The sequence below is a fragment of the Nocardia yamanashiensis genome (assembly GCF_021183565.1).
In the GTDB taxonomy this organism is placed as follows: Bacteria; Actinomycetota; Actinomycetes; order Mycobacteriales; family Mycobacteriaceae; genus Nocardia; species Nocardia yamanashiensis.
This window is the reverse complement of sequence record NZ_CP089226.1, coordinates 7,358,247-7,373,992: the sequence shown is the minus strand read 5'-3', so window position 1 is coordinate 7,373,992 and position 15,746 is coordinate 7,358,247. Positions and strand designations below refer to the sequence as shown.

At 62.6% G+C, this 15,746-nt stretch carries 14 protein-coding genes; 9 read left to right on the top strand and 5 right to left on the bottom strand.

Features of this window, described 5'->3' with window-relative positions; all coding sequences use genetic code 11:
• The first annotated feature begins 54 nt into the window (after window positions 1-54).
• From LTV02_RS33900 to LTV02_RS33890, 3 genes are read left to right on the top strand one after another with little or no spacing between them, the layout of a single operon-like run.
• The gene (locus tag LTV02_RS33900; protein ID WP_233035684.1) at window positions 55-366 is read left to right on the top strand and encodes a hypothetical protein; all 312 of its coding nucleotides are present in this window, start codon (window positions 55-57) and stop codon (window positions 364-366) included.
• The gene (locus LTV02_RS33895; RefSeq protein ID WP_233035683.1) at window positions 366-2,933 is read left to right on the top strand and encodes a TPR repeat region-containing protein; all 2,568 of its coding nucleotides are present in this window, start codon (window positions 366-368) and stop codon (window positions 2,931-2,933) included. Before LTV02_RS33900 ends, LTV02_RS33895 begins: the two co-directional genes overlap by 1 nt.
• Window positions 2,930-3,628, top strand: a complete 699-nt coding sequence (locus LTV02_RS33890) for a hypothetical protein (protein WP_233035682.1) — start codon at window positions 2,930-2,932, stop codon at window positions 3,626-3,628. Before LTV02_RS33895 ends, LTV02_RS33890 begins: the two co-directional genes overlap by 4 nt.
• A 133-nt stretch (window positions 3,629-3,761) precedes the next feature.
• Here the strand turns inward: LTV02_RS33890 and LTV02_RS33885 are convergent, their stop codons facing one another.
• Window positions 3,762-3,932 carry a hypothetical protein gene (locus tag LTV02_RS33885; RefSeq protein ID WP_233035681.1) on the bottom strand — a complete coding sequence of 57 codons (171 nt, stop codon included), beginning with the start codon at window positions 3,930-3,932 and terminating at the stop codon, window positions 3,762-3,764.
• A 150-nt stretch (window positions 3,933-4,082) separates the two neighbouring features.
• Window positions 4,083-4,415, bottom strand: coding sequence for a hypothetical protein (locus LTV02_RS33880; protein WP_233035680.1), 333 nt, complete (start codon window positions 4,413-4,415; stop codon window positions 4,083-4,085).
• 501 nt (window positions 4,416-4,916) lie between these two features.
• On the opposite strand from LTV02_RS33880, the gene LTV02_RS33875 reads away from it, so the two are divergent.
• The gene (locus tag LTV02_RS33875; RefSeq protein WP_233035679.1) at window positions 4,917-5,270 is read left to right on the top strand and encodes a nucleotide pyrophosphohydrolase; all 354 of its coding nucleotides are present in this window, start codon (window positions 4,917-4,919) and stop codon (window positions 5,268-5,270) included.
• A 27-nt stretch (window positions 5,271-5,297) separates the two neighbouring features.
• Here the strand turns inward: LTV02_RS33875 and LTV02_RS33870 are convergent, their stop codons facing one another.
• Window positions 5,298-7,187, bottom strand: a complete 1,890-nt coding sequence (locus LTV02_RS33870) for a DNA/RNA helicase domain-containing protein (RefSeq protein ID WP_233035678.1) — start codon at window positions 7,185-7,187, stop codon at window positions 5,298-5,300.
• Window positions 7,188-7,335: 148 nt separating this feature from the next.
• Window positions 7,336-9,249, bottom strand: a complete 1,914-nt coding sequence (locus LTV02_RS33865; RefSeq protein ID WP_233035677.1) for a DNA/RNA helicase domain-containing protein — start codon at window positions 9,247-9,249, stop codon at window positions 7,336-7,338.
• A 192-nt stretch (window positions 9,250-9,441) separates the two neighbouring features.
• Here LTV02_RS33865 and LTV02_RS33860 point away from each other — a divergent pair, with 192 nt between their 5' ends.
• From LTV02_RS33860 to LTV02_RS33840, 5 genes are all read left to right on the top strand, one after another.
• Window positions 9,442-10,242: a hypothetical protein gene (locus LTV02_RS33860; RefSeq protein WP_233035676.1), complete on the top strand. Its 801-nt coding sequence runs from the start codon at window positions 9,442-9,444 to the stop codon at window positions 10,240-10,242.
• Complete coding sequence (locus LTV02_RS33855) at window positions 10,239-11,324, top strand: hypothetical protein (RefSeq protein WP_233035675.1); 1,086 nt, start codon at window positions 10,239-10,241, stop codon at window positions 11,322-11,324. Before LTV02_RS33860 ends, LTV02_RS33855 begins: the two co-directional genes overlap by 4 nt.
• Window positions 11,321-12,799 (top strand): hypothetical protein, encoded by a 1,479-nt coding sequence (locus LTV02_RS33850; RefSeq protein ID WP_233035674.1) that lies wholly within the window; start codon window positions 11,321-11,323, stop codon window positions 12,797-12,799. Before LTV02_RS33855 ends, LTV02_RS33850 begins: the two co-directional genes overlap by 4 nt.
• The gene (locus LTV02_RS33845) at window positions 12,796-14,106 is read left to right on the top strand and encodes an AAA domain-containing protein (protein ID WP_233035673.1); all 1,311 of its coding nucleotides are present in this window, start codon (window positions 12,796-12,798) and stop codon (window positions 14,104-14,106) included. Before LTV02_RS33850 ends, LTV02_RS33845 begins: the two co-directional genes overlap by 4 nt.
• Window positions 14,107-14,306: 200 nt before the next feature.
• The gene (locus LTV02_RS33840; RefSeq protein WP_233035672.1) at window positions 14,307-15,122 is read left to right on the top strand and encodes a hypothetical protein; all 816 of its coding nucleotides are present in this window, start codon (window positions 14,307-14,309) and stop codon (window positions 15,120-15,122) included.
• 8 nt (window positions 15,123-15,130) lie between these two features.
• Here LTV02_RS33840 and LTV02_RS33835 read toward each other — a convergent pair whose 3' ends face one another.
• Complete coding sequence (locus tag LTV02_RS33835) at window positions 15,131-15,595, bottom strand: DUF488 domain-containing protein (protein WP_233035671.1); 465 nt, start codon at window positions 15,593-15,595, stop codon at window positions 15,131-15,133.
• Window positions 15,596-15,746 lie beyond the last annotated feature (151 nt).

Genomic DNA, 15,746 nt, shown 5'->3' with positions numbered 1-15,746 from the left:
GAGTGAAGCTCCCAGTTCGCTGGAAGCAGACATCGGATCCAGGGACGGTGCCGAATGTTCAAGGTCGATATTGACGAGTTGAAGGCGCTGGCCTCCACGGTGACATCGGTCGGCGAGGAGATCGACAAGATCGACGTTCGCACCACCGGTGACCAGATCGGCTCAGCCTTGCCGGGGATCGCAGTCGGGGCTTCGTGCGCGAAGGCAGGCGAGTACACCGAGGGAGCCTGGCTGCGCATCGCCGATCGGATGCGCAAGCTGGCCGGCATCGTCAATCAATGCGCCGACGACGTCCGAGTGACGGATGTCGAGTTCAAGAATCGGCTCGATGCGATGGATTTCTTTCGCACCGACGGTGTTGCGTAATGCCCAGTCGCAAGGACGTAGAGGGCTGGAAGCCCGAGAAACTATCGGCCTGGGCCCAAGAACTGGACGACGACACTGCCGCCTACGAAGTCCAGCTAGGTCTGACGCTCAGCCATTTCCGCGGAACGACGTGGTCGGGGAAGGCGTACCTCGCCGCTTACGACCGATTCGGCGAGGAGCATGAGCAAGGCCTCAAACTTTCCCAGGAAATCCGCGACATCGCGACCGCACTGCGCAAAGCCGATACGCGGCTGACAGACGAACAGCGCGTCCTTCTCTCACGGGTTTCCGACGCTGAACACGACACCGACTCTCCTGTCGGATTGACCGTGGACGATGCTTGGAAAGTACAGGCCAAGCCGTACGAGAACCTCTCGGATCAGGATCAGCGCAAGGTCCTGGACCGCATCAACCATCATCAGGGTCTGATCGACACCGCTCATACCAACCTGCTGTCCGCCGTCGCCGAGCTGATCGCCGGGATCGACAGCGCTGCCGACGAGGTTCGCATCCGTGGCGACCAACTCGGCAAAGGCATCGATGCTCCGGCTCCCACCAACGTCGATCCGGCGGCACTCGGTCGCCAGGACGGTGAAACCGTCTCGGATGGGAAACTCTCGTCTGAGGAGATGGCACGGATCGCGGGCCGGCTCGATCAAGCGGGCCTTACTCCTGAGCAGTTACTGACGCTGGCTGGCGGCGGCGAGATCACGGTTCCGCAATCGACCATGGATTACCTGTCGAACTTCTACGACAAGGCCGGACGAGACGGGTTGATCCAGCTCGCCGACCGATTGCAGACGAACGGTTCCCCCGAAGCCCTTCGGCTGCGTCAAGAACTCGCCAATGGCATGGTCACGCTTTCGAACGAGCAGGTCGTGACCAGAGGATCCGATGGCCGAATCAGCGACCGCGGCGGCTGGAACAAGCTCGACTCCGAGGTCCGCGAACTCATCGGCACCCGACCGAACATCGCCGACGCACCCGATTCCAATACCCGCCTACTTCCAGACGACTACCGGGGCAAGCTCTTCGGAGCCCCCATCGACGACCGGCACGGACTGTTCAACTACACGGAGGACATGGCCAAGTTCGCGGGCTTCCTCAACAACGCGGACCCGAACTACATCCCGGGCGAGCGATTCGGAGTCGAATTGCAACGCCAGGCCGCACATCAAGCCTGGATCCTCGACCATGGCGGCTACGCAGGATACAGCTCGATCGGGGTCAACGAGTCCGAATGGCTGTCCGATACCGAACGCAGCGCACAGAACCTCCTGGGCGTGGGTGCCCGCAACACGGAATCCAGTTACGCCCTGCTGACCGGAAACGGCTCGGAGGAGCTGTTCGGCAAGGACGTGCCCGGACAGAGTTACGAAAAGTACGATCCAAAGCTCTATTCCTCACTGTTCCAACATGACTGGAAGGATGACGGAAAAGCCGTCGGACAGACGATCGACTGGATCGGCACTGACTCCCACGACACCGGCCCCGATGGCAAACCCACGATTCAGGCTCTGCATGCCCGTGAGGCGCTTACCCGGCTACCGGACTTCTTCGCGCCTTCCGACGATCCACAAGATCCGTCGAAGCTCGACGGCAAACCGGCGCTGCATCGTAGCGGCGGCCTCGACGTCGGCTCCTTCACCGCGACTGCGAAGGGCTTCTCCGACAACCCCGAACTCGCTCGGTCACTCGCACACGTCATGGGTTCGAATATCGATTCCTACATCGACAGCGCGGCGCCCAGTACGAAATACCTTCCGGACGCGGGCGAGGCACAGCTCAACGTGACCGATGCGAACCGCCTGCTCTTCCTCTCCAGCCAGTCGGAGCAGGGCCGCCTGACGCTCGAGGTCGCGCGGCAGGCATATGAATCCGATGTCCTCACAAGGGCATTCGCGCAGGACGGGGTGTCACCCGGCGATTACGCCAGCTCCAAGATGCAGCAACTGGCAGGTCTCGATGCGCGAGTCACCAACGCGGCGCAGAACGCCTTGACGTTCCAGGACGGCAACAAGATCCACGACTACAACGCCAACCTGCAGGAGATCTTCGAAAAGAAGATGGCGGCCGCGGAGATCATCTCCCAAGTCGGCGTCGGCTCCCTCGAGGTTGCTCACGTGCCAGGCGGCGAAGCCGGTGGCGTGGCTGCCGAAATGCTCGCCGAGCACGCCGCAGGTGGGCTCATCTCGAAGTTCGTGCCCGAACCCGATCCCTTGGGTTCTCCGTTGTACCCAAACGTCACCGAAATAAATGCCCAGGGGTACAGGAACTTTCAGCAGGAGATTATCAACTCGGCCTTCGACGCCGGCAAGCTCGATCCGAGATTGGTCGACAGCGGTACCGGGCAGCCCATCGACATCAACGAGTCTCGGCCGAAAGCTCAGAACGACGTGCTGACCGGATTCTTCGAACGCCAAGGGTTCAGCGAGTACATCACCGACTACAACCAGACCTACGGGATCGAAGTCCTGCAGGGCGTAGGGCAGCACGGTACGAGTCTCTCGGTAATCCTGACCGGAAAGGAAGGAATGATCGACGACAAGGGGCGGATCAAGTCATGAAGTATCGCGGTCCAGCCACAGCACTCACCGCCGCAGCCTGCGTCACGGTGATCTCATCGATGCTCACATCATGCTCCTCCGAGACCGAGGAGAGCTCGAAAACGCCTGCGCCGTCCACCAGTTCAGCCTTTCCCTACCCACCTTTGCAGTTCAGATGGGATATTGCGGTCCCCTTGAATGAACAGGCCACCGCAGCAGCGCAATTCGCGCTCGAAACCGCGACGCTCGAGAGCCGGATGCAGATCGGCGAATACGACGCGCTGCTGGCTCAGGTGAATGAGCGCGTCGCATACGACAACCGCCCGATTCCCCCGTCCACCCCGCCACTGCCGGAGACCGGCGGAACACTCACCCGAGCGGTGGCCGTCGACGAGTACGCGAAGGATCGATGGATCGTCACCTACTGTGACTACGACACTCCAGGCGCTTACACCCGTAGCACCGACGGCTCGCTACGGCTGAGCAATCCAGACTGGCGCTACACCGCATTTCAGTCGAATGTCGCTCTGACGACCGAGAAGTCGGGCGCGGGCAAGGCAGCAACGACACCCCGACTCCTCGTAGTCGGTCAGGCCCGCGACGACTTCCCAAAGTCGCGCGAACCACTGAACGCTGACGCGATCTGTCAACCGCTCATGCCCGAACCATTCGTTCGCCAGCCGCCTGCTCCCGTGGACATCCAACCGACCAAGTAGGCCGCTGTCGAGCAATAGCAACCGGGGACCGGGCCTCGGCCGGACAGTTCCCGAGTGCTACTCCGACAAGCCGAAAGAGATCGGAAGGCAGCGGTTTTGGGCATTGTCCTAGGTCAGCGGCAGGACCATGCTGCTACCGATTCAGACCAATAGCGGGCAGCGACATGATCTCCCGACGGAAGCGAGCATCCGACTGTGGTTCGGGGAAGAAGACCTCGACGCTGTACTCGAGCGGCACACCGATGGCGGCCTGGCTCACCAGGCCCGTCACCATTTCTTTGGCATCCATGTCGTACTCGGTCATTTATACGCCGACCACAAATACGGGCATTGCCTCACCGGATTGCATTAGTCCGAAATGAACCGAACGAACCGACGCATTTCAGAGCTCGGCACCCGGCAGGTCTGGACGTCTTCGAGCCGCCGCTCCAACGAGTTGTCCGGAAAACTCATCTCAGTCTTCTACTCCTACAGCATGCTCCAGCGTCTTCAGCTTCGTCTCGAAGTCGAGGTTCAGGAGTCGCTGTTCCTCGAAATCCTCACGGATCAGATAGAAGTCGGTGATGTTCCGACCACCGGAGTACAAGTCGACCACCATCTCCGCAGCAGTTTGCAACGCCTCTCCGTCGCTCAGCTCAGAGCTCTCGAGCACATCTGCGATCGAAGCGAACCGGAGCCGCCACTGGAAGAGTCGGGCGCTCGACGCTTCGTTGTCGAACACCGCAAGGACCGCGGCGACCGCTGCGGCGGCGTCCGTGCGGCTTTCACGATGTCCGTCACCGTTCACTTCAGCGGCCTCGATCCTGTGACTTCGACACCTGAGAGCTTCCACGGTTCGCGAACGAATATCTGATCCGCCGCACCGCCCAGGTGTACGCCGGACTGGTATCCAACCGGCCCAACATACACTTCGGTTCCGGCCGGAATCTTCACCGAGAACACCGTGTCGATCAATCATTACGCCGTCCCCGCAGACGCACTGACAGTGCTGCAGGCACATCGAATCATGCAGACCCACGGGCACTGCCCGGTCTCGATCTGCGCGGCGAAGGCCCAAGCCAAGCGGAAGCTCTTCGAGACAGGAAGGCTGATCCCCGCAGACGCCCCACACGTCGGGAGCTGAACCCATGAGCGACAACCTGATCTTCCATCAGGTAGAACAGTGACGAGATTCGGAACCGGCTCGAGCGCAAGACTCGCAGGAGCCGAACCCGCGCCGCGCGAGCAAGGGCGATCGTCTGTTCCGGTCGGCCTGCCCACACCCGATCCCGTTTGGTAGACAGTGCACATGACCATGGACGAACTTCAGGACTTGGTGACAGACTTCTCCCGGCGTCGCGACTGGGAACGCTTCCACACTCCAAAGAACTTGGTGCTCGCTTTGACTGGTGAGGTCGGCGAACTCGCGGAGCTCTTCCAATGGCTGACCCCCGAGGAAAGCGCTGCGCTCTGCGAGAGCGAGCAAGACCGCACCAGGGTCGAACACGAAGTCGCCGACGTGCTGATCTACCTGATGCGGCTCGCGACCGTTCTGGACATCGATCTCGCCGCTGCCGTACAAGCCAAGCTGAAGTTCAACGAGCAGCGATACCCGGTGGATCTGGCGCGCGGCCGAGCGGTGAAGCATTCCGAGCTCAGGTAGCCATCCTCACCACCTGCGCCGGGACGGCTATCTGGTCATCTTCTCCAGAAACTCCTGAGTTTCCGGATCGGTCGAATACACGCAGGTTCCCTGCATTCCACGAGTGAGCAGGACCTTGTAGGTATTGCGGATCAGCGGCTCGAAGTCAGCCTCGGGTGCCCGTCGGACGGCAGGATCATGCGATTGGCTTCGTCGTGCCACCCATTTGTCGCCACGACGAACGAAGTCATCACCGAATATGACTCCGGCCCAGTCGTATTCGAAGCCTTGGGCCGTGTATATGCACCCGACTTGCCCGAAACCGCGGTCATCGGAAGCCCAGTAATAGGATTCAGGCGCGCCAGGAACTTTCTGTTCGGGCTTGGCATTCCACGGCCGCCGCCAATCCCCGATCTGAACGTCGTCGATCAACCGTTTGTTTCCGTCCTGTACCACCGGATCGCTCCACGTCCAGCAGTACCCTGCCGCAACCCGCGCGGTCCCACCGTGCCGTTCACGCTGGGTGATCAACCAGGACTCCAGCGCCTGCGGTGACGCCGCGCTGGTTACCTGGAACCGGTCATCCGCTTCAGCCGCCAGCTCCGACCAGCTGACCGGTTTCAGCGGATTCAATCCCAGCAGATGCTCGACCCACGCGTCGAACAGATCCGAACCGCCACAGCGGAACTGGCCGTCCAACGGAACGACATCGACTCGGCAGTCGACGGCCGCCGCGGCCGCAGTGATTTCGGCGAGCGATCCCATCTCGCCGGGGCGCACGGTCTGATTCTCGTCCAGGAGGAAAACCGGTACCGACGCCACTTCGAGCAGCTCGTCGATTTGCCGACGGCCGGCAGCCCGCAGCTGTGCGCTGGTGAACCGGTTGGCACTGGTTTCACGAATCCGATGCGCCTCGTCGCAGATGAGCACATCCAGCTCCCTTGGCGCAGAGCTCATGTAGTTGTTGAAGTACTTGAACAGCGTCTGTACCCTCGGGTTCCGCCTTCCGGCGATCTTCCGCATGGTCTTCGTGAACGCACTCGACCCCGTGGCATGGTGCACCCGGCGACCTTGCCGAGCAAGCTCTCCAAGCAAGCTGAGCGCGATGACACTCTTGCCTGAACCTGGTCCACCCGAAACGATCACAACCGTTCGGGTGTGCTCGGCGCGCGAACGCTCCAAAGCCTGCATTACGAGCTTGTACGCGATCCATTGCTCGTCCAGCAGGATGAACTGCTCACGCTCCTGGATCTCCTTCGCCGCCAGGTCAAGCAGTGGTTTGCTCGGCGCATGTTCGACGTGAAGAAACTCGTCAGCGGCCTGAAGTGCGTGGTCCCGACTTCCGTCTGGATTCAATAATGCCCGCAGGTGATTCGCCATCTGGGCGCGGTCGTCCATTGTGAACAACCTCCCGAAAGCCGTTGGTTCGTACCGTTCCAGAGCCGCCACGACACGGGATCGAGCGTTGTGCAGGTATGCGATGCCATGGACCACCTCAGGTCGGTCGGCAAGCGCGGGTGTGGAATCCACCAGGTACTCACAGTATCGCCGCACCTGCTCGACCGGGTGCAGAGATGGCTTCGAATATCCGTAGATGCCGACCAGATCCTCCGCGACGCTTTCGACGCGCGACCACTGTTTCAGTTCCACCAGAACGTAACTCGGCGCTCCAGTTCCCGGATGGGCCCCGCACAGCACTGCGTCGACGCGCTTGGGGCTGTGCGGCAAGCCGTACTCGATCAGCACCTCGACATCGCCCAGCCCGGCATCGATGACGTCATTCAAAAGCACGGGCAAACTGTTGGACCACGCATTCCGCTCGGAGCTCCCGGCGTTCTTGCCCCACTTGAAGATCGCCTGATCAGCCAAGAGTGTCAGTAGACGACCCGCGTTCGCTTCACCCAGCAGATACTCGGCACTTCCCCGTACCAGAACCACTCGCCACCCCACAGACGCATGCGGACTACACCATGCGGGTGGGGGCAGCAACGAAGGTGCCCTTCGGTGCCCGGCGGGCCGCAGAGATCAGATTACCCTTCGGTGACGCGGCCGGAGCGATCGGCAAGCCGATCACGGAAGACATCTCCTACCGAGCCATCGCTTCCAGAAATGCCTGCGTCTCAGGGTCCGTCGAGTAGAGACTCACGCCACGCATACCGCGAGTCAGCAGAACCTTGTACGTATTTCGGATCAGAGTGGCAAAGGCGCGGTCGTCGGCCTTCTCTACAGCTGGGTCATGCGAAAACTCGCGTCGGGCCACCCAACATTCGCCGCGGCGAACGAAGTCCGGGCCGAATATGACACCGGCCCAGGCATATTCGAAGCCTTGAGCGGTGAAGATACAACCGACCTGGCCGATGCCGCGCTCATCTGTCGCCCAGTAGTCGGCATCAGGTGTATCCGGAACGCCTTTGTTGGGCCGAGCATTCCAGGGTCTCCGCCAATCACCGATACGCACATCGTCGACCAAGCGCAGCTCGCCGTCGACCTTGACCGGATCGTCGCTCCAGTGCCAGCAGTAGCCTGCCGACATCCGAGCGGTCCCGCCCCGGTCCACATTCACCCAATCCTCCAGTGCCTGTGGCGTTGGAGCACTACTGACTTGGAAGCCGTCATCACTGTCGCCTTTCAAATCACACCAGCTGACGGGTGTTTCGGTCATGCCGAGTAGCCGTTCCACCCACAGTTCGAAAAGGTCCGACCCGCCGCAGCGGAACTGCCCGTCCAGGTGTACAACATCGACCCGGCAACCAGCGTCCAGTGCCGCCCGCTCGATCTCAGCGCGGGATCCTGATTCTTCAGGACGTACAGTCTGATTCTCGTCGAGCAGGAATATCGGCACCGTAGCAACGTCGATCAGCTGCTCGATCTGGCGACGCCAGCGGACCACCCCATCTATACGAATTCCTGCGCTGGCTCGCCGGATCCGATGTGCTTCATCACAGATCAACACCGACAGACTGCCGGGCTGAGACTGCTCAAAGTTGTTGAAGTACTTGAATAATTCCTCCGAGCGCCGACTCACCAGACTCCTCAGGGTCTTCGTGAATGCACGCGAGCCGGTGGCATGGTTGACACGAACGTTCTGCCTGGTCAGCTCGCCCAAAATGCTGAGCGCAAGCACACTCTTCCCGGATCCAGGACCGCCGAGAACGATGATGACCGTCTTGGCGAGGCTGTCGGCTTCGCCCTGCTGCCGCGCACGATGAGATCTCCGGGCCCGGGCCACCGCGTTGCTCACGAGCTGGTACGCCACCCGCTGCTCATCGAGCATCACGAATTGTTCGCGCTCGAATATCTCGTCGGCTGCCAACTGGAGCAGCTGCTTGCTGGGCGCCTGCTCGAACGCGAGGAACTCGTCGGCAACACTGCGCGCAGGTTCACGGCCACTGTCGACATCCAGCAGGGAATCCAGATACTCGATCATCTCGTCGGTATTGTCCGCGGTGAACATCAGCCCGAACTGGTCCTGTCCGGACCGCTTCAAAGCCGGGATATCTCCCGAACTCGCGTTATGGAGGTACGCCATCCCATGCACGGAGTCGCGCAGCGCCGCCAGTTCGGGCGTGAAGTCGACCAGGTAGGTGCAGTACCAACGCACCTGCTCAATCGGGTTCAGTACCAGATCCTCATAACCGGGGACCGAAACCACCTCCGGCCCGACCATTTCACGGGCCGCCAGTTCGGCGCGCGACCACTGCTTCAGTTCCACGAGAACGTAGGTGGGCACACCTGTATGTGGGTGCAGGCCGCACAGGATGGCGTCAACTCGTTTCGGGCTGTGCGGTAGTCGATGTTCGAGCAGCACCTCGACATCACCGAGGCCGGCGTCGACAACGTTTCGCAAGAACGCCGGCAGGCTCTTCTGCCACGACCGGAACTCGGCGGAACCGATCTGCTGTTGCCACCGGGACATCGCCTCATCGGATAATTGCCGCGGCAGGCTACCTTCGGTCGCCAGTTCCAGCAGATCTCTCGCACTTCCTCGCACAAGCGCCATTCAGCCACCCCTTCGACACGTCCGAAACCAACGTGCGGGTGGAGGCAACTACGAGAAAGATCTCGGTGCCCGGCGGGCCGCTCGAGATCAGATTAGGCCAGGGAGACGATCCTGTAGGGAACCGAGCCCATGGCCGGACGGAAAGCTGGAACATACTGGAAGTTACTGGAACATCAGGCTATCGTCAGCGCCGTGAGTGATTCGCCGGATACGTTGGAGGAGCGGATATCCGAGCTGCGGACCGCCGTCCGTCGGGCAATATCAGCCGGGGACCGGACCTCTGCCCGGCAGTTCCGAGTGCAACTGCGACAAGCCGAAAGAGATTGGGAAGCAGCGGTTCTGAGCACCGGCGAAGACGCCTCCGATGAGGAGATCAGCGTCCCCGCCGTGCCGGTCCGGGAACACGTCCATCGAGCACTCGCGCTCCTGTCTGTTCCCGCCGCGCCCCGGCTGATCCTGAGCGTGCACGAGGGGTTCTTTTCAGGAGAATTGCTCGCTGCGCGATTGACGAGTCTGCGGCGGGACGAGGAGCGTTCCTTTCGGGCCGCGCCGTTCGCACGGCCGTATTACGTCTGTTCGGCATTGACAGTCGACCTGCTCGCCCCCGCACGCGGGCTGATGGCTTTGAGCACCTGGCAGCTGGAGCGGCGCGTCGTCGGACCGCTGAGTGCACGGGTCGATCTGTTAACGGGGGTTATCCGGCTCGCGGAACATATTTCGGCGGTTGGGAAGGTTGGGCCGTCGGGGCATCGGGTGCTTCGGCAGTTGTCATCCACTATTCCCGGAGTCCGGAACACGGGTCTGGAAGTCGATACCCGGGCGGTTATCGAGGCCGCCGGTAACGAGTTGGCGGTGCATCGGGACGCGGATGTCGTACAGCGGTGGGATGCTGCACAGCGAGCAGCGAACCAGTTGAGCGACCCCGCTGCGCAATTGTTCGGCACACGGTTCGGTATGACGGCGAAGAAGCGGGCAGGAGGCTCGGCGGGATGAACGATCTGCTGGCGCGGCTGGATGAATTGCGTGGTGGCGCACCGGCTTGTCGGCACAACGCGCGGACTATCGCGGCGTTGACCAGTAATCCGGGGTGTGCTCGGCGGGCTGTGATGGACGCGGCGGGGGTGGATAAGGCTGCTATGGCGCAGGGGCTCGGGTTTCCGGCGCAGTTCGGGCAGTCGCAGTTCGCGATTACGCGCGGCAATGCGTTCGAGGCCATGGTGAAGGCGAACGGGTGTGCTGAGCTGGTGGCGTTGTTGCGGGATCGACTAGGGCTGACGATTCCTGAAGTCGCTTATGACGACCTCAACTCGGTGGGTGAGAACACCGGGAACAGTGTGCGGTTTCAGCGGACTCGGCAGCTGGTGGGGCGGGCGTTGCGGACGGGTGAGGGGACCATGTTCGATCATCCGATGCTGCGGGTGGAGATCGCGGGGGCGCCGGCGTTCTTGGAGCCGGATCTGGTGGCGGTGCAGATCGAGGGGCAGTTTCATATTGTCGAGATCAAGGCGTTCGCGGTGATCGATGGGCAGGCGGATCCTGCTCAAGTGGCTGCTGCGGCTCGGCAGTCCGCGGTGTATGTGCTGGCTTTGCGGCAGCTGGTGGAGGAGTTGGGGGAATCGCCGGATCGGGTGTCGCACAATGTGATTCTGGTTTGCACGAAGGACTTCACCAACCGGCCTACGGCGGAATTGGTGGATGTGCGGAAGCAATTGGCGGTCATCTCACGTCAGCTATCGAGGCTTACTTCGATCAAGGATCTTGTCAGTGTGCTGCCGGAGGGGATGACGTTCACCGTCGGAGCCGGGCTGGGTGAGGCCATGCGGGCGGTGCAGGGGCGGTATGCGCCGGAGTGCATGCAGAGTTGCGAGTTGGCGTTCTTCTGCCGGGATGAGGCACGGACTTGCGGGTCCGTCGACATGCTCGGGCGGAGTGTTTGTGATCAGCTCGGTGGAATCGACAGTATCGGAACGGTTCTCGGGTTGGCCGATGGGTCGATAAGTGCCGGGCCGGAGCATGCGGATATCGCTCGGGTGCTGCGGAATGCGCATCGGCTGCGGCAGGAGGTTGCCGGGTGAGCGTGCTGACTGCGTTGGCGCGGTTGGAGGCTGCGCGGGCGGGGCGGGCGCAGCGGATTGCCGATGTGCGGCATTGTCATTCGGCATTGCAGCCGTTGGTGATGGTGCCATTGCGGATGGCCGGGGAGACGGCGGCGCCGTTGGCGGTGATGTTGGGGTTCGAGGCTTCGGAGCCGAAGCTGTTGTTCGTGCCGCAGCCTCGGGACCGGGTGTTGCAGTTGAAGTTCGCGGCGGAGCTGAGTGATGTTCTCCTGCCTTATCTTTCGTCGTTTCTGGCCGATACCGAGGAGATCGTCGGCAAGGACGGGGAGACGTATCGGCGGTGTCTGGACGCGCCGCAGGTGTGGGTGCCGAATGCGGGTGGGATCGCGCTGATGCAGAAACTTGGCCGCAGGCTGCGGTTCCTGAAGCCGGACGGGCCGAATCCGTTGCCGGAGAGCGTGCCGTTGCTGGGGCGCTGGCTGACCTGGTTCGGGGATCGGGCCGAACATCCGGGTTCCTCAGTACTTTTGGCGATGACGAGTGTGCTGTCGGGGCATTGGGCTTCGGGGCAGTCGTCGCTGGAGGATGGGAATCTGGCGGCACTGCTCGGATGGATCGATCCGCCCGACGGGCTCACCGGGCAGCAGGCGGCGGCCATCGCGGAGGATCCGCTCAGGTCACCTCCCGCCGGGCCCGCCACCGATCCCGGATACGACAACGAGGAACTGGCGCCGCTGATTTCGGCGTTCAACGATGCCGCCGACGAGGCCTCGTTCACCCTGGCGATCGAGCGGCTCGAGCATTCGGTGCGGCAGCAGGTGGAGCCGACCTGGGAGCTCATGTGGCGAGGATTGGACTTGCTGCGCGGGCTGCCGAAAGGTGCGAGCGTGGGCAAACGGTGGGACAGGGACCGCGCCAGTTTCTCGCGGTACATGGACAGCATCGAGGAAGGGGTGCCGCAGGCTCGGCGGGACCACGCGGTGAGTGCGGTGCGGCGGTTGCTCGATCGGGAGCAGGCACTGGATGCGCTGGAAGCGCAACGCGCGTATGACGATCCGCGGGTGATGGCCGAGCGGCGGCTGAACGGGGAGGCGTTCCGTGGGGTCGTGGTGATGAGCGACCCGAATCGTGTTGATACCAGCGGGAAGCGGCCGACGCTGCGGCCGCGCATCGCGATCCAGACCGAGGACACGTTCACCGCGGAGCCCGGGGTGAAGCTGTGCAGTGTCGAGCGACGCAATCAGAAGGGCGCTGTGGTGTCGGTAGATGATGGCATCATCACCCTCGAATTGTCCGGCGGAATGGGGCGCAAGCTGACTCCCGAAGCGGGATCGGTGCCTGAAGCCGGGGACCGGGTCTGCTTCGCCGCCTTCGGTGACGACTATCAAGCGCCGCCCAAACTGCCTGCGCGCGAGGAGACTCCGTGGACACACGGCGGTCCCCCGCCCGAATGGACGCCGGAAAACGCTGAGCCGCAGGAGGAATGGGCGTGAAGACCGCCGACCAGGTCGTGAACGAAGTGCTGGCCGATCTCGACCGGAACGCCGACCGGGCCGTCGTCGTCGATTCGCCGCCCGGCGCAGGCAAGTCCACGCTGGTGGTGCGGGCCGCCCGGCATCTGACCAAGAACGGCGATCAGCGAATCATCGTGGCGCAGACCAACGAACAGGTAGACGACCTTATCGACCGGCTCGCGAGCGAAGACCCCGAGATGCTGATCGGCCGGGTATCCGCGGGAACGTATGAGCCCGCCGAACGGATCCTCGCCCACGCGAATGTGAAGATCGCCAAGAGCCCGGCCGATCTCACCGACCGCGTCATCCTCATCGGCACCGCCGCCAAATGGGCCACCGTACAAGACGGCAACTGGTCCTGGGCCATCGTCGACGAGGCGTACCAGATGCGCTCGGACATGCTCCTACGCATCTCCAGCCGCTTCGAACGCGCCCTGTTCGTGGGCGACCCGGGCCAGCTGGACCCGTTCGCCACGGTCGACACCGCGCGCTGGGCCGGGCTGTCCTGGGATCCGACCATGAGCGCCGTCAGCGTTCTACTCGCCCACAACCCGGACATTCCCGTCCATCGACTGCCTGTCTCGTGGCGACTCCCCGCGTCCGCCGCCGCGGTGGTGTCGAAAGCCTTCTACCCGTTCACCGAGTTCCGCGCCGGCACCGAACCCGACCAGCGCCGAATGGAGTTCACCACTGCGGGCGGGTGGGGCGGACCGTTGGACAGCGCACTCGACGAAGCCGCGCTCAGCGGCTGGGCCTGGTACGAGCTGCCTGCGCGGCACACCATCCGCACGGACAGCGAAGCGGTGGCGGCCATTGCCGCACTCACCGTCCGGCTGCTGGAACGCGGTGCCGTCGTGCACTCGGAGCGCGGCTCCAACCCGGTGACCGCCGATCGGGTCGCCGTCGGCACGGCGCACCGCGACCAGGCCGCCGCCATCCGCACCGCACTTCAGGGCACAGCGGCCGAGACTGTCACCGTGGACACCGCCAACCGGCTCCAGGGGCGCGAATACGATGTGACCCTTGTCCTGCACCCGCTTTCGGGCCGCCGCGACGCCACCGCATTCCATCTCGAAACCGGCCGGCTCTGCGTCCTCACCTCGCGACATCGCCACGCCTGCATTGTGGTGGGCCGGGCGGGCATCCCCGAACTCCTCGATGCCCATCCCTCCACCGAGCCTGTCCATCTCGGTGTACCCGTCAAGTTCCCCGACGGCTGGGAAGCGAACCAATCTGTGCTGGCTCACCTCGCGGAGCATCGGATACCGGCTACCACTCACGCCTGACCAGATCCCCGGCAACACGGTGGAATACACGCAAGGCACACAGTCGGCAACCGACATCGCGTGCCACTCTTGTTGAACCCCAGCACCTTTCATGGAGTAGCAACGGCCATCCGGGTACCGTAGAAATCTTCCCAGTCAAAAGCAGTAAGTGGGAAGACATGGCGAATGTGATGAGATCGCCCTTGGTCCAGCATGCTCGTGTGCTGATCACCGTCAAGACCTATCCGAATCCGTCGGACACGTACGGAGAGGTCGTGTGCGTTGCCGGAGTTCGGCTGGATTCCACACCGAAGTCTTGGATTCGGCTCTACCCGATGCGGTTTCGGAACATCGATGCCGATCTCAGATTCAAGAAATACGACATCATCGAGATCGACATCCGCAAGCGCGATCGGCGCGATCTCAGGATCGAGTCATATCGGCCCGACCAAACCACATTGCAGGTCGTCGACCACGTGAATCCGGATAATGGACAGTGGAACCAGCGGCGTGAGCTGCTGGGGCCGTTGATCGGATCGACCACGACCTGTGAGCTGATTCGAGCCAACCCACAGGGGCATATGGGCTTCCCTGCTCGCTCTCTGGGTTTGATCAAACCGCAGGTGCGGTCGGTGACGGTCACGCAGGGCCCGGCTTGGACACCGTCCCAGCTAGCGAAGGCCATGGTGGCGAGCGCGCCGCCGCTTTTCGGGACGAGGATGACGACCCTCGAACCGATGCTTTACCGGCTCGTTTACCAATATCGCTGCGCCGACTCCTCCTGCCGCGGCCACCAGCAGCAATGCATCGATTGGGAACTGGGGGCCGCCGCCCGGCAATTGGTGCGAAAGTACGGCCCAATCGAAGCGAAGGCGCGGCTCTATGAGAAGTGGGAGCGAATGATGACCTCTCCGGCCCGGGACCTGCACTTCTTCGTGGGAAACCAGGCACGGCGCCGGCGGTCGTTCGAAGTCCTCGGAACCTGGTATCCACGGATGCCGGCCGGTGCGGACCGTGATCAGCTCACGCTCTTCTAGCAGGGATGTCAAAGATGGCGAACCACGATCCGCTCATCTTGCGCGCGGAGGGCATCCGCCACCATTTCACGATGACAGGTCGCGTGATCTCGTTCGAAACACAGCAGCGCGACAGAGCCCAGACCGACCAGCGTGTGCAGTCGATCGAGCGCCTGCTCTGCCTCCGCACCGCTCAAGACCGCGGCGAAACGAGCACGGCCTGCTTTGTCTCGCGCCCTGAAGAGAGTCCGATTGTCGCGTGGGTTACCCAATGCCTTCAGGTGTTCGTAGCGGATGCCTTCCGCATCGAGTGCCATCGCAAGCTTCGTCTTGGACAGACCGGGCTTGCGGGAGATCGGCGTGAGCCGAACATCCACGACGGTATGGATGCCCTCCGCAACAAGCGTGGCGACCAGCTCTTCGGCTCGACGACCTTCGTAACCGAGGCTCAGCAATAGATTCGCGGTGCCAGGCAACCCCTGGGCTGGGGACATCAGCCAATCCTTCCACTCTCGCCTACGGCGAGCTCGGCAAATCTCCGGCTGGACGATCTCCGGCGCATCAATTCCTCTACCTTCTCCACGTCGACGTCTGCCAGCAGGAACCCGTGCGCTTCCCGGATCTCAGCACATGTGCCGGCGATGG